This is a genomic window from Streptomyces adelaidensis (genome assembly GCF_016598475.1).
Taxonomy (GTDB): domain Bacteria; phylum Actinomycetota; class Actinomycetes; order Streptomycetales; family Streptomycetaceae; genus Streptomyces; species Streptomyces adelaidensis.
Genome location: NZ_JAEMUX010000053.1, coordinates 1 through 22,064, shown reverse-complemented (window position 1 = coordinate 22,064; position 22,064 = coordinate 1). Strand labels below are relative to the sequence as shown.

General features: G+C 69.8%; 18 protein-coding genes and 2 tRNA genes. 13 read left to right on the top strand and 7 right to left on the bottom strand.

Annotated elements, in window-relative coordinates:
- The first annotated feature begins 75 nt into the window (after positions 1–75).
- The 6 genes from I8N67_RS26860 (at position 76) to I8N67_RS26835 (ending at position 6,367) form a co-directional block, all read left to right on the top strand.
- Positions 76–1,299 (top strand): ROK family transcriptional regulator, encoded by a 1,224-nt coding sequence (locus I8N67_RS26860; protein ID WP_200306442.1) that lies wholly within the window; start codon positions 76–78, stop codon positions 1,297–1,299.
- Positions 1,300–1,547: 248 nt separating this feature from the next.
- The gene (locus tag I8N67_RS26855) at positions 1,548–2,411 is read left to right on the top strand and encodes a cell wall protein (RefSeq protein WP_200306398.1); all 864 of its coding nucleotides are present in this window, start codon (positions 1,548–1,550) and stop codon (positions 2,409–2,411) included.
- Positions 2,412–2,667: 256 nt separating this feature from the next.
- Positions 2,668–3,447 carry an HAD-IIA family hydrolase gene (locus I8N67_RS26850; protein WP_200306397.1) on the top strand — a complete coding sequence of 260 codons (780 nt, stop codon included), beginning with the start codon at positions 2,668–2,670 and terminating at the stop codon, positions 3,445–3,447.
- Positions 3,448–3,590: 143 nt separating this feature from the next.
- Positions 3,591–4,469: a prolipoprotein diacylglyceryl transferase gene (locus I8N67_RS26845; RefSeq protein ID WP_372443810.1), complete on the top strand. Its 879-nt coding sequence runs from the start codon at positions 3,591–3,593 to the stop codon at positions 4,467–4,469.
- 8 nt (positions 4,470–4,477) lie between these two features.
- Positions 4,478–5,173, top strand: a complete 696-nt coding sequence (locus I8N67_RS26840; protein ID WP_200306396.1) for a class F sortase — start codon at positions 4,478–4,480, stop codon at positions 5,171–5,173.
- A gap of 162 nt (positions 5,174–5,335) precedes the next feature.
- On the top strand, positions 5,336–6,367 hold the full coding sequence (locus I8N67_RS26835; RefSeq protein ID WP_200306395.1) for a glycoside hydrolase family 6 protein: 1,032 nt from the start codon (positions 5,336–5,338) through the stop codon (positions 6,365–6,367).
- Positions 6,368–6,562: 195 nt separating this feature from the next.
- On the opposite strand, the gene glxA is transcribed toward I8N67_RS26835, so the two are convergent.
- The 6 genes from glxA to I8N67_RS26805 form a co-directional block, all read right to left on the bottom strand.
- Positions 6,563–8,500: a radical copper oxidase GlxA gene (gene glxA / locus I8N67_RS26830; RefSeq protein WP_200306394.1), complete on the bottom strand. Its 1,938-nt coding sequence runs from the start codon at positions 8,498–8,500 to the stop codon at positions 6,563–6,565.
- Positions 8,497–10,494, bottom strand: a complete 1,998-nt coding sequence (locus I8N67_RS26825) for a glycosyltransferase family 2 protein (RefSeq protein WP_200306393.1) — start codon at positions 10,492–10,494, stop codon at positions 8,497–8,499. The genes glxA and I8N67_RS26825 overlap by 4 nt, the downstream gene beginning before the upstream one ends.
- A gap of 561 nt (positions 10,495–11,055) precedes the next feature.
- Positions 11,056–11,132: transfer RNA gene (locus I8N67_RS26820), tRNA-Lys, on the bottom strand.
- A gap of 64 nt (positions 11,133–11,196) precedes the next feature.
- Positions 11,197–11,625 carry a hypothetical protein gene (locus I8N67_RS26815; RefSeq protein ID WP_307835376.1) on the bottom strand — a complete coding sequence of 143 codons (429 nt, stop codon included), beginning with the start codon at positions 11,623–11,625 and terminating at the stop codon, positions 11,197–11,199.
- Between the two features lie 83 nt (positions 11,626–11,708).
- Positions 11,709–12,320: a hypothetical protein gene (locus tag I8N67_RS26810; RefSeq protein ID WP_234046339.1), complete on the bottom strand. Its 612-nt coding sequence runs from the start codon at positions 12,318–12,320 to the stop codon at positions 11,709–11,711.
- Between the two features lie 293 nt (positions 12,321–12,613).
- Positions 12,614–13,054 carry a hypothetical protein gene (locus I8N67_RS26805; RefSeq protein WP_200306390.1) on the bottom strand — a complete coding sequence of 147 codons (441 nt, stop codon included), beginning with the start codon at positions 13,052–13,054 and terminating at the stop codon, positions 12,614–12,616.
- Positions 13,055–13,962: 908 nt separating this feature from the next.
- On the opposite strand from I8N67_RS26805, the gene I8N67_RS26800 reads away from it, so the two are divergent.
- The 7 genes from I8N67_RS26800 to I8N67_RS26770 all read left to right on the top strand — a co-directional run bounded on the left by I8N67_RS26800 (position 13,963) and on the right by I8N67_RS26770 (position 21,853).
- A complete protein-coding gene (locus I8N67_RS26800; RefSeq protein WP_200306438.1) occupies positions 13,963–15,561 on the top strand; it encodes a peptidoglycan-binding protein in 1,599 nt (532 codons plus the stop codon).
- A 104-nt stretch (positions 15,562–15,665) separates the two neighbouring features.
- Positions 15,666–16,811, top strand: a complete 1,146-nt coding sequence (locus tag I8N67_RS26795) for an SPFH domain-containing protein (RefSeq protein ID WP_200306436.1) — start codon at positions 15,666–15,668, stop codon at positions 16,809–16,811.
- Positions 16,812–16,909: 98 nt separating this feature from the next.
- Positions 16,910–17,515 (top strand): lytic polysaccharide monooxygenase auxiliary activity family 9 protein, encoded by a 606-nt coding sequence (locus I8N67_RS26790; protein ID WP_200306389.1) that lies wholly within the window; start codon positions 16,910–16,912, stop codon positions 17,513–17,515.
- 198 nt (positions 17,516–17,713) lie between these two features.
- Positions 17,714–18,181 carry a DUF3592 domain-containing protein gene (locus I8N67_RS26785; RefSeq protein WP_200306388.1) on the top strand — a complete coding sequence of 156 codons (468 nt, stop codon included), beginning with the start codon at positions 17,714–17,716 and terminating at the stop codon, positions 18,179–18,181.
- 40 nt (positions 18,182–18,221) lie between these two features.
- Complete coding sequence (locus I8N67_RS26780) at positions 18,222–19,868, top strand: long-chain-fatty-acid--CoA ligase (protein WP_200306386.1); 1,647 nt, start codon at positions 18,222–18,224, stop codon at positions 19,866–19,868.
- Positions 19,869–19,961: 93 nt separating this feature from the next.
- Positions 19,962–21,215 (top strand): sensor histidine kinase, encoded by a 1,254-nt coding sequence (locus I8N67_RS26775; RefSeq protein ID WP_200306384.1) that lies wholly within the window; start codon positions 19,962–19,964, stop codon positions 21,213–21,215.
- Positions 21,200–21,853: a LuxR C-terminal-related transcriptional regulator gene (locus I8N67_RS26770; RefSeq protein WP_200306383.1), complete on the top strand. Its 654-nt coding sequence runs from the start codon at positions 21,200–21,202 to the stop codon at positions 21,851–21,853. The genes I8N67_RS26775 and I8N67_RS26770 overlap by 16 nt, the downstream gene beginning before the upstream one ends.
- Before the next feature lie 43 nt (positions 21,854–21,896).
- Here I8N67_RS26770 and I8N67_RS26765 read toward each other — a convergent pair.
- Positions 21,897–21,970, bottom strand: a tRNA-Lys gene (locus I8N67_RS26765).
- Positions 21,971–22,064: the final 94 nt, after the last annotated feature.

The following is a 22,064-nucleotide window of genomic DNA, read 5'->3' as shown; positions in this document are numbered from 1 at the left end:
TGCCAAAGTGCAAGCACGGGGGACAATGGGAGTGTGAACGGCAACGGCAACGGCAACGGCAACAGCATCAACGGCATGGGGAACGGCAATGGGCGTGGCGCGGGAGTGAGCGGCGTGAATCTGCTCGCGCTGCGCAGCCACAACGGCGCGCTCGTGCTGGACCTGGTGCGGAGTGCCGGGGCGCCCGGCATAAGCCGTCTTGAGCTGGCCGACCGGACGGGGCTCACCCCGCAGGCCGTCAGCAAGATCACCGCTCGGCTGCGCGCGGACGGGCTCGTGACGGAGGCGGGGTACCGGGCGTCCACCGGTGGCAAGCCGCGCACCGTGCTGCGGCTCGTGCCCGACGCCGGTCACGCCGTCGGCCTCCACCTCGACCGCGACGAGCTGACGGCCGTGCTCTGCGATCTGACCGGCGCGGTGGTCGCGCAGCGGCGCGCGCCGCTGAACCTGGGCGCCGGGGCGGACGCCGTGATCGAGGGGGCGGCGCGGGAGGTGGAGGCGCTGCTCGCGGAGGCCGGCGAGGGCCGTCCCACGCCCGAGGCGATGTCCGACGCGGCGGCTGCCCCCTCGGCCGGCCTCGCGCCCGGCAGCTCCCCCTCCCTCCTCCCCCTCCCCCTCCCCCTCCCCCTCCCCGTCCCCGTCCTCGGTGTCGGCGTGGCCCTCCCCGGCCCCCTCGATCATCTGCACGGTGTGCTGCACCGGGTCACCGGGTTTCCGCAGTGGGAGGGGTTTCCGCTGCGGGCGGCGCTGGCGCGGCGGCTGGGGATGCCGGTGGTGGTGGACAAGGACACGAACGCGGCGGCCCTGGGGCTGGCGGCCCTCGCGGGGGCGCACGGCTCCTTCGCGTACCTCCACCTCGGTACGGGGCTGGGGGCCGGCCTGGTGATCGGCGGGGCGGTGCATCGGGGGGCCCGGACGCGGGCCGGTGAGTTCGGGCATCAGGTCGTACAGCTGGACGGGCCGCCGTGCGAGTGCGGGAACCGGGGGTGCATCGAGGCGCTGTGCCTGGCGGCGGTGGCTCGGGGGGATGTGGAGGAGGCCGCGCGAGTGCTCGGCGCGGGGGCGGCGAATCTGGTGGGGCTGCTCGACATCGAGCTGGTGCTGTTGGGCGGGCGCACGGTCGAGGCTCATCCTGAAGCGTTCGTGCGGGGGGTCGGGATGGTGCTCGACGAGTGGGCCCGGCGGCAGGGGGAGGACCCCGCGGTGCCGGTTCGGGTGGTCGGTGGGGGAGCGCTGGGGGTTGCGGAGGGGGCGGCTCAGTTGTTGCTCGCGCCGCTGTTCGGGCGGGCGGAGGGGTGAGGTGAGGTGAGGTGAGGTGAGGGGGGCCGGGACTTGGCGCCGTCGGGGTTGTCGTCGGTGGGCGGGTGCGGGTTGTTCGTGGTTGCTCGCGCAGTTCCCCGCGCCCCTGAAAGGAGCGGTGCTCCCCTCGGCCGGTGTCTGTGAAGTCCCCCTCGCTGCGCTGATCGAGCGGAGTTCCGGCTCGCTTTTCGGCCCCTCCAGGCGTGGCGTGCGCCGGCCCGGGGAGTGACTGGCATGGTCATGTGTTCATGCGACTGTGTACGTGCCTGACCCTCGCCCTCACCGCCGCAGCCACCCTGGTCAGTGGTCCCGCGGCGGCGCTCGGCAGAGCTGCCGCGCTCCCGGCGGTGGACGACCGCCCTCCCATCTGTGCCGGTACCGACAGCGGCGGCTTCCCCATCCGGACCCGCATCCGTGGCGGCCCCGCCGACTACATCGCCGGCGGCGGCTTCCGCACCTGGTCGCTGGACCTCACCAACACCACCTCCCGGACCTGCGGGAACATCCACCCGGTGGTCGTCCTGGTCGACGCCGGGCGGACTCTGAAGCGGACCCAGCCGCAGCTGGAGTACTTCGAGGACGCCGAGGGCACCGTCTCCCGCCCGGTGACCTTCGAGCAGACCGACTCCGACGAACTCGTCGGAATCCTCGGCAGCGGCTTCACCGTGCCCCCCGGCCGCACCCTCACCGTCAAGGTCCGCCTCTCCCTCACCTCCGACGCCGCCGTACCCAACGAGGTCGTGGCGAACGCGGCCGTGGTCGAGCGGCGCGGCGACGACAGCGAGTGGGTGGGGGAGTCGAACGACTACCGCTTCCGGATCACCGACGGCGAGGACGGCGAGGACGGCGAGGACGGCGAAGCAAGAGGGGACGGCGAGGACGGCGAAGCAAGAGGGGACGGCGAGAAGGCCGAGGAGGGGGAGGGGGAGAGCGAGAGCGCGGCGGCGGACGCCCCGGACGGCGACGGCACTGCCGTACCTGACTGGCGGCGGCCGTACGCCGATGAGCTGGCCGAAACGGGCGTCCGTAACGCGCTGCCGTATGTGATCGGGCTCCTGGTTCTCTCCGTCGGCGGGCTCGTGCTGACGGCTGCCCGCAGACGGGCGAGGTGACGTCCGGGGCCGGGGCGACGTGACCTGATGGGGACGGTCTCAGCGGCCAAGATCGGCCTCCTCTTTTCGGCCACGCCTCACTAGGGTTGGGGCGAACCCGGACGTACGGATGACGGATGCACGGATGACGGATGCGCGGATGCACGGATGTGCGGATGCACGGATGTGCGGATGCACGGATGACGGATGTGCGGATGACGGATGTGCGGACGGACGTGGACGGCAGGAATCGGCAGAGGTCGGCAGGAGATCGCACATGGCAGAGCGCAAGCCCATCGAGTCGTGGCTCACCGACATGGACGGTGTGCTCATCCACGAGGGCGTGCCGATCCCCGGCGCCGAGGCCTTCATAAAGAAGCTGCGGGAGTCCGAGCGCCCCTTCCTGGTGCTCACCAACAACTCGATCTACACCGCCCGCGACCTGCACGCCCGCCTCTCCCGCATGGGCCTGGACGTGCCCGTCGAGAACATCTGGACCTCCGCCCTGGCCACCGCCCAGTTCCTGGACGACCAGCGGCCCGGCGGCACGGCGTATGTCATCGGGGAGGCGGGACTGACCACCGCCCTGCATGACATCGGGTACGTGCTCACCGACCACGAGCCCGACTACGTCGTCCTCGGCGAGACCCGCACGTACTCCTTCGAGGCCATGACGAAGGCGGTACGGCTGATCAACGACGGCGCCCGTTTCATCGCCACCAACCCCGACGAGACCGGCCCCTCCACCGAGGGCGCGCTGCCCGCGACCGGAGCCGTGGCCGCGCTGATCACCAAGGCGACCGGGCAGAAGCCGTACTTCGCGGGCAAGCCGAACCCGTTGATGATGCGGACCGGCCTGAACGCGATCGGCGCGCACTCCGAGACCAGTGCGATGATCGGCGACCGCATGGACACGGATGTCCTCGCCGGCATCGAGGCCGGGATGGAGACCTTCCTCGTCCTCACCGGCCTGACGACCCCCGCGCAGATCGAGAAGTTCCCGTACCGCCCCTCGAAGGTCGTGAACTCGATCGCGGACCTGGTCGACCGCATCTGAGCCGCGGGAAGCCGTAGGGGCGAGCCGTGGCAGGAAGCCGCACGCCCCGTAAACCCTCCGCCACCCGTACGGAGCAGTGCTGCCCCCTCCCCGGATGCGCCCCGGTCTCCGGCGGGGGAGTCTCAGGTGTCTGGAGGTTCACCATGGGCTCACTGCGACTCACACTCTGTGCCGGGGCGGTGGTCACGGCCGCGCTGACCGCGTCGGCACCCTCGGTCCACGCGGCCGGCTCCGGGGATGTCTCGGTGGTGCCGGCCTCGCCGAAACCCGGCAGCGACATCCAGGTGCGTGCCGAGGGCTGCGGCGGGGAGAGGGGATCGGCAGCGTCGGAGGCGTTCGTCGCGGACGCGCAGCTCACCGTGCTCTCCGGCTCCGGCAAGAGCGTCGGCACGCTGTCCGGCGAGACCCGCGTACGGTCCTCCGTCGAACCGGGGAAGTACGCCGTACGGGTCACCTGCGACGGCAGGGAGGACAAGGTCACGGGCACGATCACGGTCGGCGACGGAAAGCCCGACGCGACCAAGCCCAAGGCCACCGAGCCCGGCGGGACGAAGCCCGACAGCACCAAACCTGACGGCACCAAGCCCGATGGCACCGAGCCCGACAGCACCAAACCTGACGGCACCAAGCCCGATGGCACCGAGCCTGACAGCACCGAGCCTGACGGCACCGAGCCTGACGGCACCAAACCTGACGGCACCAAACCTGACGGCACCGAGCCTGACGGCACCGAGCCTGACGGCACCGAGCCTGACAGCACCAAGCCCGGCGCCTCCCCGAGGCCGTCGGCCCCCGCCTCCCCGGTCGCCCCCGTACGCGCGGGCGGCGGCGGAGCGGCGGCCCGGCTCGCGGCCGCCGACCCGGCCAACTCGGCCCATCGGGAGGCCGATTCCCCGGATTCCACGGACACCCGGCACACCGGACCCGGGACCCGTCACACGGTGATCGGCCTGATCCTGGCCGGGGTCGCGGCGGTGGCGGTGGTGGCGCGGGGCGCGCGCCGGGGCCGTAGTACGAAGTAAGGAGCATCGTGTCCAGCAGGGACTATTCCGAGGCGGGCGCGACCGCGACCGCGAACGGTGGCGGAACCGGTCGGGTCACCATGGGTGTCGCCTGGGCCGTGCTGCTGCTCGGCCTGTGGCTGTGGGGCCGAGAGGTCACCGACGTACGGCACGGCATATCCGCGCCGACCACGGGCGACGTGGCGGCGGTCGGGCGGCCCGCGCAGGCCGAACTGCCGCCCGCGGTCCAGCCGTTGAGGGGTGCGCGGCCGCAGCGGCTGGACATCCCCTCGATGGGGGTGCGGGCGCCGGTCGTGGCGCGCGGCCTCGACCGGGACGGAGCGATCGACCCGCCCGCCTACGATCAGCCGGGAGTCGTCGGCTGGTACGCGGGCGGGGCCAGGCCCGGGGCGACCGGGACCGCGCTGTTCGTCGGGCACGTCGACACCGAGTCCCGGCCCGCCGTCTTCTACAAGCTGAGCGCGCTGCGGATCGGCGAGACGATCCGGGTGGCCCGCGCCGACGGCACGGTCGCCGAGTTCACCGTGGACGACGTCCAGGTCCTCGGCCGCGACGACTTCGACGCCCAACAGGCGTACGGCGTACGGCAGTCGGGCCGCGCCGAACTCCGCCTCGTCACCTGCGGCGGCACCTTCGACAAGACGAGCCGCACCTATACGGCCAACGTCGTCGTCTCCGCGTATCTCAGCGGAACGGGAGCCTGAACGACCTCGACCGGCCGCCGCACCCCCGCGACGCGTACCCGGCGTGGTCGGCGTGGTCGGCAGGTAACAGGTTCTCGGACAAGGCGGCGACGACCTCGTGGGCAAGGCGTGACTTATGCCAGGATTGACACTTACGACACGGTGCACCCAAGGGGGAGTTGGATGTACGGCAGCAAGGGGGCCGGGGTTCGGGCGTCCGTGGCGGTGGCGGGGGTGACGTTGTTACTCGCCGGCTGTTTCGGGGGAGAGGGGGGAGACGGCGGCGACGGGAAGGACGACCGGGCCACCGGTTCCGACATCACCCAACAGCCAAGCGGCACGGACCCGTTCTGGGTCAATCCGAAGGGGAACGCGGCGGCCCAGGTCGCCGCCTACGAGAAGGCCGGCAAGGACGAGGACGCCAAGCTGATCCGCAGGATCGCCGAGCAGCCCACCGGCGAGTGGATCGGCCCGGAGAACCCGGAGCAGGAGGCCAAGGGCTTCACCCAGGCCGCCGAGAAGGCCGACCGGGACGCCATCCTCGTCCTCTACAACATCCCGCACCGCGACTGCGGCCAGTACTCCGGCGGCGGCGCGGCCGACGGCGACGCGTACCGGGCGTGGATCGACGGCGTGGCCAAGGGCATCGGGGACCGTCCGGCCACGGTCGTCCTGGAGCCCGACGCGGTGCTCCACGTGGTGGACGGCTGCACACCGGGCGAGTTCCACGAGGAGCGGTACGACCTGCTCAAGGGCGCGATCGAGAAGCTCGGCGCGCTGAAGAACACCAAGGTGTACCTCGACGCGGGCAACGCCGGCTGGGGCGACCCCGACCAGATCTACGACCCGCTCAAGTGGGCCGGCGTCGAGCAGGCCGACGGCTTCGCCGTCAACGTCTCGAACTTCTACACCACGGCGGACTCCGTCGAGTACGGCAAGCGGCTCTCCGCGAAGGTGGGGGACAAGCCGTTCGTGATCGACACCAGCCGTAATGGCAACGGGCCCTGGACCGAGGGCGACAAGGACGAGCTGTGGTGCAATCCGCCGGGGCGGGCGTTGGGGGAGACCCCGACGACGAAGACGGCGGATCCGCTGGTCGACGCGTATCTCTGGGTCAAGCGACCCGGTGAGTCCGACGGCGAGTGCAAGGGGGGGCCGAAGGCGGGGGAGTGGTGGCCGGAGTACGCGTTGAAGCTGGCGAAGGCGTCTGGCTGAGCGGTTGAGCGCGTAGGGGGGTGGGGCGCGTGGGGTTTGTCGGGCGGCCGCGGGTGGGTTCGTGGCTGGTCGCGCAGTTCCCCGCGCCCCTGAAAGCTCCCGGGCGCGCCCCATGCTCTCAAGGGGCGCGGGGAACTGCGCGACCAGCCCCCACGCACCCGCACCCGCACCCGACCACGACCCGTCGCGCCGCCGCTACGGCACCTTCACCCACCGCGCCTTGCTCGGCGTCCCCGCGTCATCCGTGACGAACAGCATGTACCACCCCGACTGCACCAGATTCCGGTTCTTCGGCACGGTCACCGTGATCTTGTCGCCGGACGTCTTGAAGTCCACCTCGATGGACTTCTGGTCCACATCCGTCACATGCGTGGACGCACTCGGCCGAATCAGCCGCGCCGACTTGATCGACGAGCCGTGCCGCGTACCGAACGTCGCCGTCCCGCCGCGCGCGACCGTCTTGGGCCCGCCCGACAGCGACGGCTGCGCGTCCCCGTACAGATACGGCGGCGTATAGATCTCGATGCGCTGCTCGAACTCCCCCGGCTTGGTGTTGGCCTTGTCGGAGTACAGCGAGTCCGACCCGAAGAAGACGACCCGCCCGTCCGGCAGCAGGATCGACCCCGAGTGGTAGTTGCGGCCGACCAGCGGATCGGCGACCCGCCGCAGCTGCCCGGTCTTCGCGTCGTAGATCCGGGCCTGGAGGATGTTGGAGTCGCCGCGCCCCCGGTAGTCCTGCGAGCCGCCGGAGATGAGGACGGTGTCGTCGGGCAGGATCGAGGCCTGCGGATAGCGCGTGCCCTTCTCCATCGAGGGCCCGTCCATGAACCGCGGCTCGTCGGCCAGCAGATCGATGACCCGGGTCTTCTTGCTGGACCGCTCCGACTCACCGACCCCGCCGCCGCCGATGACCATGTACTTCTCGTCCTGCGCCGGAGGCAACAGCACCGTGCCGGCGGTTTCGAGGAGCTTGCCGTCGCTCATACCGGGGAGCTTGGCGAACTTGTTGGTCTTCAGGTCCCAGATGCCGGGGTCGCGGCCGATGTCGTCGGGGCCGTACCCGGCGTTCGCGCCCGAGTAGAACAGCTTGCCGTTCTGCATCAGGGAGATCGCCGGGTACGTCGGGAACTGCTGGACGCCCTTGGTGTACGTCCACGCCTTGGTCCCGGGGTCGTAGACCTCGTTCTTGCCCGGCACCAGCTGGCCGATCTCGTCGAGGCCGGACAACGACAGGACCGTGCCGTCCGACAACGTCGTGAGCGTCGGGTACCAGCGCGCCTCGTTCATCGGGTCGACCTTGATGTACTTCTCGGCGACCGGGTCGAACTCGTAGGCGTCCTTGATGCCTTGGAAGTCCTTCTTGTCGAGGGCGAGCTTCTGCGCGATGCCGTAGGTGTTGCGGGCGTCGGTGCCCGTCAGCCCGGCGATGCGGTAGTTGTCCTCGGTGCCCGTCTCGTACCTCTTGCCGCGCCGCTCGGCCTCGACATAGGCGCGTGCGATGCCCGGCTTGTTGCCGGTGAACTTCCCGGTGTCCGGGTCGAAGGTCTTCGTGGCCTTCTTGATGGTGACCGTGTCCTTCAGGACGAACGTCCTGCCGTTCGCCTTGCCGACGAACTTGGTCCCCGCCTTCAGCTCCATCCCCTTGTCGGGGTTCTCGTTGTGGATGATCATCAGGCCGCCGGCCTTGGTGACGTCCCCCTTCAGCTTCTCGTAGCGCTTGGTGCCGCCCGCGATCAGCAGATTGCCGTTGGACAGCTGGGTGTGCCCCGTGCAGAACAGGTCGGCCGGGGTCGGCACGCGTTTGATCGTCTGCTCGACGGGGTCCCAGATGCGGGTGTCGAACTTCTTCGCGTCGAAGTTGTCGGCGTCGTTGCCGGAGCCCGCGATCAACAGGACCTTGCCGGTGTGCAGGAGCGCGGCGTGGATCGTGTTCTGCCGGTATTTCTCCGGGAACTCCACGATCTGCCAATGCCCGTTGTCGGCCTTGTACTCGGGTCTGTTGATCTTGTAGTCGTGGTACTTCTCGGTACTGAAGCGGTACACCCACGGCCCGTTCATCCCGGCGAGCGCGAGGACCACCGCCGCGCCGATCGCGAGGCGACGGGCACGGCGGCGGCCTGCACGGTCCTTCATTCCTTACGTCCCCCAAGTCCGCCCAGGGCGATCTGCACGGTCTGGTCGCTACCCCCGCTGCCCGACCCGGACGCCGCCCAGCTCGGCTTGTGCTGGGGAGAGTGGGGTGCGTGTGGGGCGTGCGGTGTGGGTGGCGGCGCGAACGGCGCGGGTGCCGCCTCGGGCGGCGCCACCATGGACCCTCGCAGTTCGGCCGCGGCGGCGGCCTTCTTCCTGTCCTGCCGCAGCATGTAGCGCCAGGCGAAGATGGGAAGGGCGGTGATCGTCATGGCGAACGTGGCCCAGATGATCATCGCGGGGTGCGCGTTGCCGAGGACGAAACCGGCGGTGATCGAGGCACCGAAGATGCCGATGAAGTACCAGTGGTACCGGAAGGTGCCGAACCACCTGTCCGGGCTCGCCGAGTCGCCCTTGGGCGTGACCACGAACTTGCTCTTGCGGCGCAGCGCCGAGTCGACCAGGGCCTTCGCGTAGAGCGGCGCGGACAGCGCGGACATCACCATGCCGGCCACACCGCCGGAACCCTCCGGCTCGTGCGGGGAGACGTTGTGCCGGCGGTTCCAGACGTACAGGCCTATCTGGAGCGCCGAGGCGTTGCCGTAGAGCATCAGCCACACGGTCGGGTCGATGTTCACACCCGAGGCGCCCAGACCCAGGAACAGCGCGCAACTCATCGCCGCGAGGATCCAGTTGAGGGCGGACATCGGGTAGAAGATGATCATCATCGTGTAGTTGAAAAGCTTGCTCGGCGGCAGTGAGTACCAGCCCTTCCAGTACTGCTTCAGGATCGTCTCGTACGTGCCGCGCGACCAGCGCATCTGCTGGGTGAAGAAGTCCGTCCAGGCGCTGGGTCCCTCGCCCACCGCGAGTACGTCCGGGGTGTACACCGAGCGCCACCGCTTTCCCGTCGCCGGGTTCTTGTGGCGGTGGATCTCGAAGCCGGTGGCCATGTCCTCGGTGATCGAGTCGTACAGCCCGCCGATCTGCTTGAGCGCCCTGATCCGTACGGCGTTGGAGGTGCCGACGAACATGGGGGAGCCGTACTTGTTGCCGGCGCGCTGGATCAGCGCGTGGAACAGGAACTGCTGGGACTCGGCCGCCTTGGTGACGACGTTGTCGTAGTTGCCGTACACCTGCGGGCCGATGACGAAGCCGATGTTCGGGTCGCGGAAGAAACCGAGCATCCGCTCCAGGTAGTTGGGCAGCGGTACGTGGTCGGTGTCGACCGAGGCGAAGAAGTCGTAGTTGTCGCCGTGCGCGTCCAGCCAGGCGTTGTAGTTGCCGTGCTTGGTCTTGGCGCGGTGCGGGCCCTTGGGCTGGTTCCACTTCTCGATGCCCTTGCGGGAGAAGTGGTGCACGCCCAGGCGCGCGCAGACCGCCTTCACATCCGCGTCGTCGCCCTCGTCGAGGAGCCAGACGTGCAGAAGCCCGCGGTGACGGAGCTTGACCGCGGCCTGAAGGGTCTTCGTCACCATCTCCAGCGGCTCCTTGCCGGGCACGAAAGAGGTGAGGAAGGCGACTCTGGTGCCGGTCTCGGGCACCACCGGGACCGGGTCGCGGGCGACCAGGGTGGCGTGCGCGTTCGACAGGACGTTCATGCAGCGGAAGAACTCGATCAGGCCGATCGAGATCAGCATCACGAGGTCGAGGGTCGGCAGGAAGTCGTACTCGACGTAGTCCCGCTTGGTCCAGTGCTCCTCCTGCAGCAGCCAGCCCAGCAGGACCAGGGAGAGCAGGGGCGCCGCGGCCAGCATCAGGGCGACCCTCAGACGGTGCGGTTCCTGGGAGATCAGGGACCGGTACTGCACCGTGTAGGGCTTGGTCGGATCGGGCTGGGTGAGTGGTCCGGCGAGCCGGCTGTAGTGCTCGTAGTCGTATCTGGGAAGTGTCTTGCGGAGCTTCCGAAAGGCTCCGGTGCGGTGCGACGGCACCTTGAGCTGGGTCGTTTCGGACGGGTCGTGGTTATGCCGGGCGCCCGTCGGCGTCGACGTCATGAGTCATTCCCCCCGCACACATGTTCGTGTGTGTTAGTCGGTCTTCCGCCCGCTTCGGTCCCCCTCGACCGTTACGGGCGCATCAATGGGCCATCGTCACCATGTGATCTACACCATGGAGACATGGGGCGACGGCCATCCGGTTGCATTGATGCCCCCCTCGGCATCTGTTCGAAAGCGCGTGTGCGTCGCGTGCGTCGAACGGGGGCCGACGATCCCCATCCCCGGGCGCAAACCGCCCACAGCCCCCCAACTGCCATGTATCCGCAGTCTCTTACGGCCCAGGGTTCTACGCCGCTCCTCTTGATCGCAAGATGCGAAACGAGGTGTTTACCGGTCATACGCGGTTATTGGGGCATCGGTGGAGGATCTGTGGGGAGCGAGAGGGGAGTGAGGGTGCGGCGAGGGGGCGGCGGGGCGGGCGCGATGGGCGTGGCGGGTGTGGCGGGCAGGTGACATGCGCATGCTCACGCGCGGCGGGTGACATGCGCATGTACGCGCCCATGTGCACGCGCACACGGAGAGGCCCTCGCGATGTCGGTCTCGCGAGGGCCTCTCCGGTGGTGCGCCGCCAGGGACTCGAACCCCGGACCCGCTGATTAAGAGTCAGCTGCTCTAACCAACTGAGCTAGCGGCGCGCGAGGAAAAGTCTAGCGGAGGGGTGGGGGTGCTCCTGACCGGGGAGCACCCCCGCCGGAACGGCTACTTCAGCCAGTACTGACTGATCGTGCGGCCGTTGACCTGGAACACGTTGTCCGCCCGCTGCATGGTCAGGCAGACGTCGTCGCCGTACTTGGCGTTCAGGAGGTCCTGGGAGTACCACTCGCAGGTCTTTTTCGACAGCCGCTGCCGATCGCCCCACGTCACGCCGAGCTTCGTGATCTCGCTCGGCGGGTTCCCGACCTTGTCGGTCCGGTCGATGGCACGCGCACAGGCGCTGTCATCGGTCTTGGGAACCTCGATCACCCGGGACCAGGTGACTTCTTCCTGGCCGTTGTTGTAGTAGCCCTTCCAGTAGTTCCCGCAGATACGGGAACCCGACTGGGCCTCGGCCGTGCCGGGGACCGCCATCGCGAACAGTGCCCCGGCCGCCATGCCGGCGGCCGCCAGAGTCGCCGTGCGTCGCTTCACACGCTGAACCTTCATCATCGCTCCCTGAGCTTGGTCGGCCTCACCGGTGCGCGCGGGCACGGCACCGGTCAGTGCGTGGATGTTCAGCGGGGCCGGACCTGGCCGTTGATCTCGTACGTGGCCATCCAGCGCTGGAATACGTTCCTGTTCCATTTGCCGAACCTGACGTTCCCGTCCCAGTCGTACGACGTTCCGCCCTTGCAGCCTCGGTTCGACCTGACCCAACCGCCGACGAAGTCGCCCTCGGTCCAGCGGCGGACCGCCACGTTGACGGGCGCTGCCTTCTCTCCGCCCTTCATGTTGACGGTGAAGGTGAAGGTGGTGTTGACCTCCGTGGTGCTGTTGTAGCCGCCGACCAGTGTGAGCACGATGTTGTACCACTTCTTGTTGGGCGAGCTGGCGTTGCCTGCGTCGGTGCTTCCGCCGAGATTCCAGCTGGCGGTCGAGGTCTTCGACTTCTGCCACGCGTAGCTGCAGGTGGTGCCGCCGGGGCACAGGAAGAGGTCGCCCCTCCACACCACGTCGTACCAGTCCGACGCCGCCTTCTGTCGGGCGATTGAGCGCGTCACATTGCCGCCGCCCGTACCGGGAACGATCTTCGCGCCGTCCGAATAGCTTTGGGAGAAGCACTGCGTCGCGGCCTCCGCTGTGCCGACCGTACTCATCAGTGATGCGAGGAGTAGGGCAGAGGACATCAGTGCGCGATTCCACCAGATTTTTGTGACCATTTTCGTATCCCTTCCTGGGGGGAATTTTGGCCGGGGGTGGGTGAAGGGGTGTTGAAGTCATTCGCGGGGAATGGGAACGGTTCCCTTTCGGGAATGCGCCTGGACCGGTTCCGAGGGTGAATCGATGCCACCTGTGGTGGTCCCGCCGTCGACGGCTCAGCCCGTGGTGTCCGTCCTCGATCCGCTCACCGGCGGCGGGGTCCGGCGTGGACGAGGGCACCACATCGGAGCGCAATGCCACAGACGGTTTCCGGGTGTTTTCAGTACACCTGCGACCACTCGACGGGCGTGCGGTTGGCCACCTGGCCGATGAGGTCCACCCGGTTCATGTTGAGGCAGGGGTCGTTCCCGTACTTGTCGTTGAACAGGTCGCCGGCGTCCTCACAGGTCCAGGACCGGATGGGCTGGCGCGGGTTCCACGTCACCGTGCCGTTGTAGCCGGGCAGGCTACGGCCGTTGATGCTGTTCGTCTTGTCGATGACGCGCAGGCAGATGCCGAAGTCCACCTTGGGTACTTCCAGGACCTTGGCCATGATGCCGACCGTCTTTCCGTTGGCCCTGGCCTCCCAGTAGTTCCCGCAGATACGGGAGCCGGACTGGGCCTCGGCGGTTCCGGGCAGCGTGACCGTCGTGGCCGCCGCGGCCGTGATCACGAGAGCGGCCAGAACCGCCTTGCGCTTGAAGGGGAGTGCGATCGCCACTTTTTCTCCTTGGTCTCCACACAAACGGACCTCGGTCGAGGTCGAATTCAGGGGGTGGTCATTCAATGGAGTGTTCAGGGCCCGTGATGGGCCCGAGTGGCGGGCGACTCGTTCGGTGAACGCGTCGTCCGGCGGGATCAATATGGGTCTGTCCGGATGTGAAGTCAAGACTTAAAGAGGATTCCTTTGGCGACTTTATGGAGCGCAGAGGGGATTCTCTTTCTGGCATGCCGAAGCACCCCTTTCGCGCTTCGCAAATGATGACAGAAGGCGCCACGAAAGGGGTTACGGGAAAGGGGAATGATTACGTGAAGGCGTTACGTGGGGGTTTGGGGGGGGGAACGGGATGAATGAGCGGCTCCCAAAGAGGGTGGGGGGTCTTTGGAGGTGCTTCAGTTATGGGGAGGAGTGGGGGGTGCGAGGCAATGCGGCTCAGCACATCTCGCGAACAAATGCACACCGAAAGTGAAGAAGTTGTGTGGGGCTGGTCAAGTCCCATGTGGCTTCTTTGAGGTTTCACAGTTTTGGTCAGGGATGATCATCCAGTCGGCGGGCGTGGGCGTCAAGGATGTTTCCCGAATGGACTCAATGAACGAAACTCTACCGAGGAGTCACTTTTGGAGAATTGACTAAACCGCCCGGTAACCGTGAAGCCGGCCCGACTGGAACGGTCCGGCCTCGGCCCCGGAGGCTCGCCGAGGTCGTCAGCCGACTCGGCGGGGTGAGCGGGGTGAGCGGGGGAGGTTCGGGGTCGCGGGGTCCGGGGGCTCAGGGACCCGGCGGGCGGCGGGGCGGTGTACATCATTTGGACCGTCAGCATGCGACATGGGATGACAGTTGAGAAACTGGCGACCGTGCAGAAGCGTGGAATTCGCCGCCCGGTCCGCGAGGGGAATCGCATGGAGACGCTGGAGACTCCGCTGTTCGAGGAGATCGATCCGGGGGGTGATTGCGAATGCCCCGGGTGCGTTCACTGGCGACGGGTCATGCCGTACTCCGCCCGGTACGCCCAACCGGGTCACCCGGCGGCCAGGACGGCCAGGGGCGCGCTCGTCGTGGCCACGGCGGCGGGCGCGGCGCTCGGCGCGGGGCATGCCGTTCCGGCGGTCGCGGCGGCCCATGGACCGGCCCAACCCGGCGGTGTTCCCGCAGGTGAGGAGCCAGATACCCCGCAGGGCAAGAAGGCTCCGCTGCACGGCCCCGGTGGTCGGCCGGCGGACGGGGAGCAGCCGCCGGACGAGGTGAGGACACCGCCCACCACACGCGCGGAGATCATCGACCGGGCCAGGACATGGATCGCGGCCGAGGTGCCGTACAGCATGACCGAATACTGGTCGGACGGTTATCGGCAGGACTGCTCGGGGTTCGTCTCGATGGCCTGGAACCTGCCCGGCAACGAATGGACGGGCAGTCTCGACAAGTTCGCCGAGCGCATTTCGAAGGACGGGCTGCAATCGGGTGACATGCTGCTCTTCCATAATCCGAAGGACCCACAAAGAGGCTCGCACGTCGTCATTTTCGGCGGCTGGACGGACTACGCGCGGACCCACTACATCGCCTACGAGTCGACCCGCCCGCACGCCCGCCGGCAGGCCACCCCGTACGCGTACTGGAACAACTCGATCCGTTATGTGCCGTACCGCTACAAGGGGCTGGCCGACGACGGCACGGGTTCGCCGGACGGCGGCACGGACTCCGCCGGTGACTCGGACGCCCCCGAGGCCTCGCCCGACACCCTGGGTGCGAAGGGGTCCGCCGGGCCGTCCGGCGCCGACCGCTACCCGGGCGCCTCCTCCTTCGGGCCCGGCGCGAACAACAAGTACGTCACCCGGCTGGGGCAACTGCTGGTGAAGCGCGGTGGGGCCCGCTTCTACACCGACGGGCCGGGGCCACGCTGGTCGGACGCCGACCGCAGGGCGACCCAGGCGTTCCAGCGGGCGCAGGGCTGGTCCGGCCGGGACGCGGACGGGCTGCCGGGGCCGCTGACCTGGTCGTATCTGGTGAGCGGGAAGGGCCGGGACATCCCACCGGCAGGGAATCCGGGGCCGGTGGGCAAGCCGGCGGGGAAGCCTGCGGTCACCCCCGCGGCGGTCACCCCCGCGGCGGTCAAGCCCGCGGCGGTCAAGCCCCAGCCCCGTCCGAAGCCGAAGCCGGCGTCCGCATCCGACAAACCCACCACGTCCGCCACGTCCAGGATGCCCGCCACGTCCGCCACGTCCGGGACGCCCACCACGCCCGCCACGTCCGGGACGCCCGCCTCGCACGGCGTCCCCGGCTATCCGGGCCGGGGCATGTTCCGGCCGGGCGCGAACAGCGCCCATGTCACCCAGCTGGGGAAGCAGCTGGTCAGGAAGGGGTTCGGCAAGTACTACACCTCGGGTCCGGGGCCGCGTTGGGGCGAGTCGGACCGGCGGAACGTGGAGGCGTTCCAGCGGGCCCAGGGGTGGCGCGGCGGCGCGGCGGACGGCTATCCGGGACCGGAGACCTGGCGGCGCCTGTTCTCCTGACGATCCTCGTGATCGACATCCTCGTGATCGACATCCTCACGACCGACGTTCTCACCATCGACCCCTCACCACGGTTCTTCCTGCGCGGAGGCATGGAGGCACGTATGAGTACGACCACCTCACACACACCGGAGCCCGAAGGGGCCGCGCGCCCCATCCGGCTCATCCAGAACGAGGCGACGACAGAGATCCCCGTACATCTGCTGTTCCGGGACGACCCGGCCCCGGTGTCCGTGCCGGTCACGCCCGCCGTCGTGGGCCGGCGGCGGGGGACCGGCGAGCAACCGCGGGTGCGGCGGGGGCCGGGGGCGGTGAAGGCGCGGCCGGCCGTGGAGGTGGACCCGGAGCTGGTCGAGCGGCCGGCACGGGTGCTGCCCGGAGGGGTGGGTGTGCTGGGCGGGGCGTGCGGGGTGGCCGGATGTGTACTCATCTCCTGGTGGGCCGGGACGTTGCCGGGCCTCGCGGTGCGGGCGCTGGGGCTGCCGGCCGTAGACGCGGGTGCCGGACTCGGGCCGGTTCAGTGGGCGGCGTACGCGGGGGCCGGGGCGCTGTCGCTGTTCGGGTTCGGCGGATTGGCGCGGGGGCGGACCGGGCGGGCCTGGGTGCTCGGGCTGTTCGGGCGCTACCGGGGAACCGTCCGCCGTACCGGACTCCTCTGGGTGAACCCGCTCGTGCTGCGCCGCCGGGTCGACGTACGGCTGCGGCACTGGCGGAGCGAGTCGATGGCGGCCGTGGACGCGAACGGGGTCGCGCTGCGGGTGGTCGTCCTCGTGGCATGGCGGGTCAGGGACACCGCGCGGGCGGTGCTCGGGATCGAGGACCACGAGCGGTATCTGCGCGAGTGCGTGGAGGCGGCGCTCTCCCGGGTGCTGTCGCAGTTCCCGGCCGACGTGGCGCCCAATGCCCTGGTCAGGGACGCCACCCTGCGCAACACGGAGGCGGTGGGCGAGGCGCTGACCCGGCTGGTGGTCGCGGACGCGGCGCCGGTCGGCCTTGAGGTGTTCTCCGCCCAGCCGACCCGGATCGAGTACGCGCCCGAGGTGGCCGCCGTGATGCAGCGCCGCCGGATCGCCGCGCTCGACGCGCAGCACCGCGACACCGTGCTCACCTCCGTCGTCGACTCGGTCGAGGACACGGTGACCCGGCTGACCCTGCGGGGCCTGGTCGAACTGGACGACTACGAGCGCAAGGCGCTGGTGAAGGACCTGACGGTGGCGTTCTACACGGGGCGCCGCGAGCACTCTTCCTGAACTGTCTGCGATGGGTATGGACATGTTCAACTGCCGCTCATAATCTGGGACTTGGTCTAGACCTGGAAACACCCCCACGTACTCCAGGGAGCGGCAGCATGCGTAAGAAGACCAAGTGGTACGCGGCCGCGGTCGGCCTCGCCACCACCGGAGCACTCGTGCTCTCCAGTGGCGGGGCCACCGGCCACGGCTACACCGACCTCCCCGTCAGCCGGCAGAAGCTCTGTCAGAACGGCACCGTCACGAACTGCGGCGACATCCAGTGGGAGCCGCAGAGCGTCGAGGGGCTGAAGGGCTTCCCGGGCTCAGGGCCGGCTGACGGTCAACTCTGCTCCGGCGGCAACAGCCGGTTCGGCCAGCTCAACGCGTCCACCAGGCCGGGCGGCGGCGCCTGGCCCACCACCAAGGTGACGGCTGGTCAGAACTACACGTTCCGCTGGCAGTTCACCGCCATGCACGCCACCACCGACTTCAAGTACTACGTCACCAAGACGGGCTGGAACCAGAACCACGCCCTGGCCCGCTCCGACCTCAACCTCACCCCGTTCTTCACCGTCCCCTACAACGGCCGGCGCCCGCCGGCCACCCTCTCCCACACCGGACGCCTGCCGTCCGGCCTGAGCGGCCACCACCTCATCCTCGCGGTGTGGACGGTCGCCGACACCACGAACGCGTTCTACGCCTGCTCGGACGTCACCTTCTGAGCCTTCCGAACCAGCTGATCGCCCTCGGGCAGCTTCCGTGTGCGTCACACGAGACATGTGACGCACACGGATTCGCCCGGCGCCGCCGGGTTCCCCCGAGAGTTCTGAGCATCCCTTGAGCTGCCCGGGCCTCCCGCGCGGGTAGGTTCCCCACACGCCCGCCGACCAGGGCGGTCGCCGAAACTCGGGGGAACACCGATGGACTTCTTCTTGTACGCCATTCCCGTGGTCATGATGACCGTCATCGCCTTCATGGGCTACGGCGTGCTGCGCCGCTGGCTCCGGATGCGGAGCGCCTGGAACAGCGGGCTGACGGCCGAGGGGCGCTGTCTGAAGACGTTCGCGACGGTGAGCGAGGGCATGGGCGAACACAGCCGCGTGAGCACCACGATCCACCACGTGTACGAGTTCAACACGCACGACGGCCGCGCCATCCGCTTCGAGGAGGAGGACGGCCCGATGACGACGGTCGAGGGTGACTTCGTCACCGTCCACTACACCGACGGCCCGAACGTGGTGGCCACGGCCCACGAGCCCGGCCAGGTCAAGCAGGCGGCGGCCAGTCTCGGCATCCTCGCCTTCCTCGGGGTGGCCTTCGCGTTCTGCGTCGGCTTCATGGTCATGGTCCACCAGTTCAGCAACGACCCCACGTTCCCGACGCCGTGACCCTCCTCAACTGACGGTACGTCAACTACCGTGCGCCCGTATGGAGTCCACGAGGCGCACGATCGCACAGCTCCTCGCCGACCGGTGGGACGACCACCGACCCGGGCTGTGGTTCGAGGAACAGGCCCTGACCCATCACGAGGTCGCGGCCGGAGCCGCCGCCCGCGCGGCACTGTTGGCCGACCTGCTGCCACCGGACGCCGCACCCCACCTCGGCGTCCTCCTCGACAACACCCCCGAATTCCCGCTCTGGCTGAGCGCGGCCGCCCTCGCGGGCGCCGCCGTCGCCGGGATCAACCCCACCCGCCGGGGCCCCGAACTGGCCCGCGACATCCTGCACGCCGAGTGCCGGTCGCTGATCACGGAACAGACCCACCTGCCGCTCCTCGACGGCCTCGAACTCCCCGGCGTCCGCATCCTGGTGACGGGCACTCAGGCGTACGCCGACCTCCTCGCCCCGTACGCCGGCGCCGAGCCCGACCCGGCCCGCGCCACCCCCGCCGACCGCCTCCTGCTCTACTTCACCTCCGGTTCCACCGGCGCCCCCAAGGCCGCGATCTGCTCCCAGGGGCGGCTCGCGGCGGCCGGGCGGGCACTGGTGGACCGCTTCGGGGTGCGGCCGGACGACGTCCACTACATCTGCATGCCGATGTTCCACGGCAACGCGGTCATCGCCGACTGGGCCCCCGCGCTGACCGCCGGCGCCGGCATCGCCCTGCGGCGCCGCTTCTCCGCCTCCGCCTTCCTGGACGACGTACGGGCGTACGGGGCCACGTACTTCACCTATGTCGGCCGGGCCGTGCAGTACGTCCTCGCCACCGAGCCTCGCCCCGACGACCGCGACAACCCGCTGCGCATGGGCTTCGGCACGGAGGCGGGGGCGGTGGACGCGGCGGCGTTCGAGGAGCGGTTCGGGGTGCGGCTGGTGGAGGGGTACGGGTCGTCCGAGGGCGGGGCGGCGATCCAGCGGACGCCCGGGGCGCCGCCGGGTGCGATCGGGCGGGCGGCACCCGGCGACGACCTCGCGGTGGTCGACCCGGAGACCCGGAAGGAGTGCCCGCCGGCCCTGCTCGGCGAGGACGGCCGCCTGCTCAACGGCACCGAGGCGATAGGGGAGTTGGTCAACCGAGGGCCCAACCCCTTCGAGGGCTACTGGCGCAACCCGGCGGCGGACGCGGCCCGCCGCCACGACGGCTGGTACTGGACCGGCGACCTCTTCTACCGCGACACCGGCGGCTTCCTCTACTTCGCCGGCCGCACCGACGACAGCCTCCGCGTCGACAGCGAGAACCTCGCCGCCGCCGTCATCGAGAACATCCTCGCCCGCTACGAGGGCGCCGAGGCCGTCGCCGTCTACGCGGTCCCCGACCCGGTCGCCGGCGACCAGGTCATGGCGACCGTCGCCGGCACCTTCGACCCCTGCGACTTCGCCCGCTTCCTGCTGGACCAGCCCGACCTGGGCACCAAGATGGCCCCCCGCTTCATCCGCGTCGTACCGTCCATGCCCGTCACCGCCACCAACAAGATCCAGCGAGCCACCCTCCGCCGCGAGGGCTTCCGCTGCCCCGACCCGGTCTGGTGGCGCCCGCCGGGCAAGTGGGCGTACCGGAAGTTCTCCGCCGTGGACCTGGCGAGGCTGGTGATCGAGTACCGGGCGCGGGGGCGGGAGGAACTCCTGACGAGGTAGGCACCGGCCGACACGTAGGTAGTGCCGGCCCCACCCCCACAACACCCCCTACGCATATGGCCCCCGCCCGCCGCCCCCGCCTACCGTGACCCCATGATCCGAACGGTCGTACGAGGTGTGCCGCGCGCGGTGGCGTATCTGCTGAGCGGTGTGCTGGTGGGCGTGCCCCTGCTGGTGGCGCTGCTGGTGCTGGGCGTTCTCGGCCTCGCCCTGACCCCGATCCTCGTGGGTCTGCCGCTGCTCGCCCTGGCCGTCCTCTCCGGCGGACCCGTCGGCGCGCTGGAACGCCGGCGGTTGCGGCTCGCCGCCCCGGGCCTCCCCGCCCCGCCCGACCCGCACGCCACCCCGGCCGAACCGGGGCTCGCCGCGTGGGCCCGGCTGCGGCTGGCCGAGGCGGCGACCTGGCGGGAGTTGGCGTACACGCTCCTGCTCGGGTTCGTGCTGTGGCCGCTCGATGTGCTGGTGCTGTTCGGGGCGCTGGGTGTGCCCGGGGCGATGATCGGGGCGCCGGCACAGCTCGCGGCGACGAGCAGTGCCAGTGGCGACACGCGGATCGCCAAGCTCTGGCTGATCGACTCCTACGGCCAGGCCCTGCTGTGCACGGCCGCGGGCGTCGTGCTCCTCCTCGTGCTCCTCCGGCCGCTGGTCCTGTACACATGTGTCCGGGCCGCTCTCGCCCGGCTGCTGCTCGCGCCGAGCGAGGCGGAGGCGGAGCGGCGGCTGGCCGAGGTGACACGGTCGCGGGCCCGGCTGGTGGCGGCCTTCGAGGCCGAGCGGCGCCGGATCGAGCGCGATCTGCACGACGGTGCCCAGCAGCGGCTCGTCTCCCTGAGCATGACCCTGGGCCTGGCCCGTCTCGACGCCCCGCCCGAACTGCCCGAACTGGCCGGCCGGCTCGCCGCCGCCCACCACGAGGCCGACCAAGTCCTTGGCGAGCTGCGGGAGTTGATCCACGGCATCCACCCCCAGGTGCTCGCCGACTACGGCCTCCCGGACGCCCTCGCCGACGCGGCCGACCGGTCCGCCGTACCCGTGGAGGTCGATGTGGACCTTCCCCGGTTCGCCGAGTCGGTGGAGTCCGCCGCGTACTTCGCGGTCCGGGAGGCGCTCGCCAACATCGGCCGGCACAGCGGGGCGGAGCGGGCGTGGATCGGCGGGCGGTACACGGGCGGGCGGCTGCGGGTGGAGGTGCGGGACGACGGGACGGGCGGCGCCGACCCCGCGCGCGGCACGGGCCTGACCGGGCTCACCGACCGGCTCGCCGTGCTCGATGGGACACTGTCCGTCCACAGCCCGGCCGGCGGCCCGACCGTCCTGTCCCTGGAGATCCCGTGCACCGAGCGCTGAAGATCGTCCTCGCCGAGGACAGCGTGCTGCTGCGGGAAGGCCTCGTCGGGGTACTGACCCGGTTCGGGCACGAGGTCGTCGCGGCGGTCGGGGACGCGGAGTCGCTGAAGGCGGCCGTGGCCTCCTGCGGCCCGTCTCTCGTCGTCACCGACGTCCGCATGCCGCCCGGCCTCACCGACGAAGGGCTGCGCGCCGCCCTCGAACTGCGTGCCGCGAACCCGGCGCTGCCCGTCCTCGTCCTCAGTCAGTACGTCCAACGGGCCTACGCCGCCGAGCTGTTGGACACCGGCGACGGCACCGGCGTCGGCTATCTCCTCAAGGACCGCATCGGCCAGGTCGAACAGTTCGCGGAGGCCGTGGAACGCGTCGCGGCCGGCGGCACGGTCGTCGACCCCGAGGTCGTACGGCAGCTGCTGCGGCGTCGCCGTGATCCGCTGGCGGCGCTGACCCCGCGCGAACGGGAGGTGCTCGCTCTGGTCGCCGAGGGGAAGTCGAACGGGGCGATCGCCCGCGCGCTGGTCGTCACCGAGGCGGCCGTCGGCAAGCACATCGGCAACATCCTGGGAAAGCTGGATCTGCCGCCGGCGCAGGACACGCATCGGCGGGTGCTGGCGGTGCTCGCGTATCTCCGGGGGTGAATGAAAGAAGGCCCCCCGCCGAAACGGGGGACCTTCTGTTCTGTGCGCCGCCAGGGACTCGAACCCCGGACCCGCTGATTAAGAGTCAGCTGCTCTAACCAACTGAGCTAGCGGCGCAGACTCCGTCGCCTTCCCGCTTTCGCGGCCGGCGACGAAGAAAATACTACCTGGTCCGCGGGGGTGCCATCGACCTCTTAAACGTGAGCTAGAT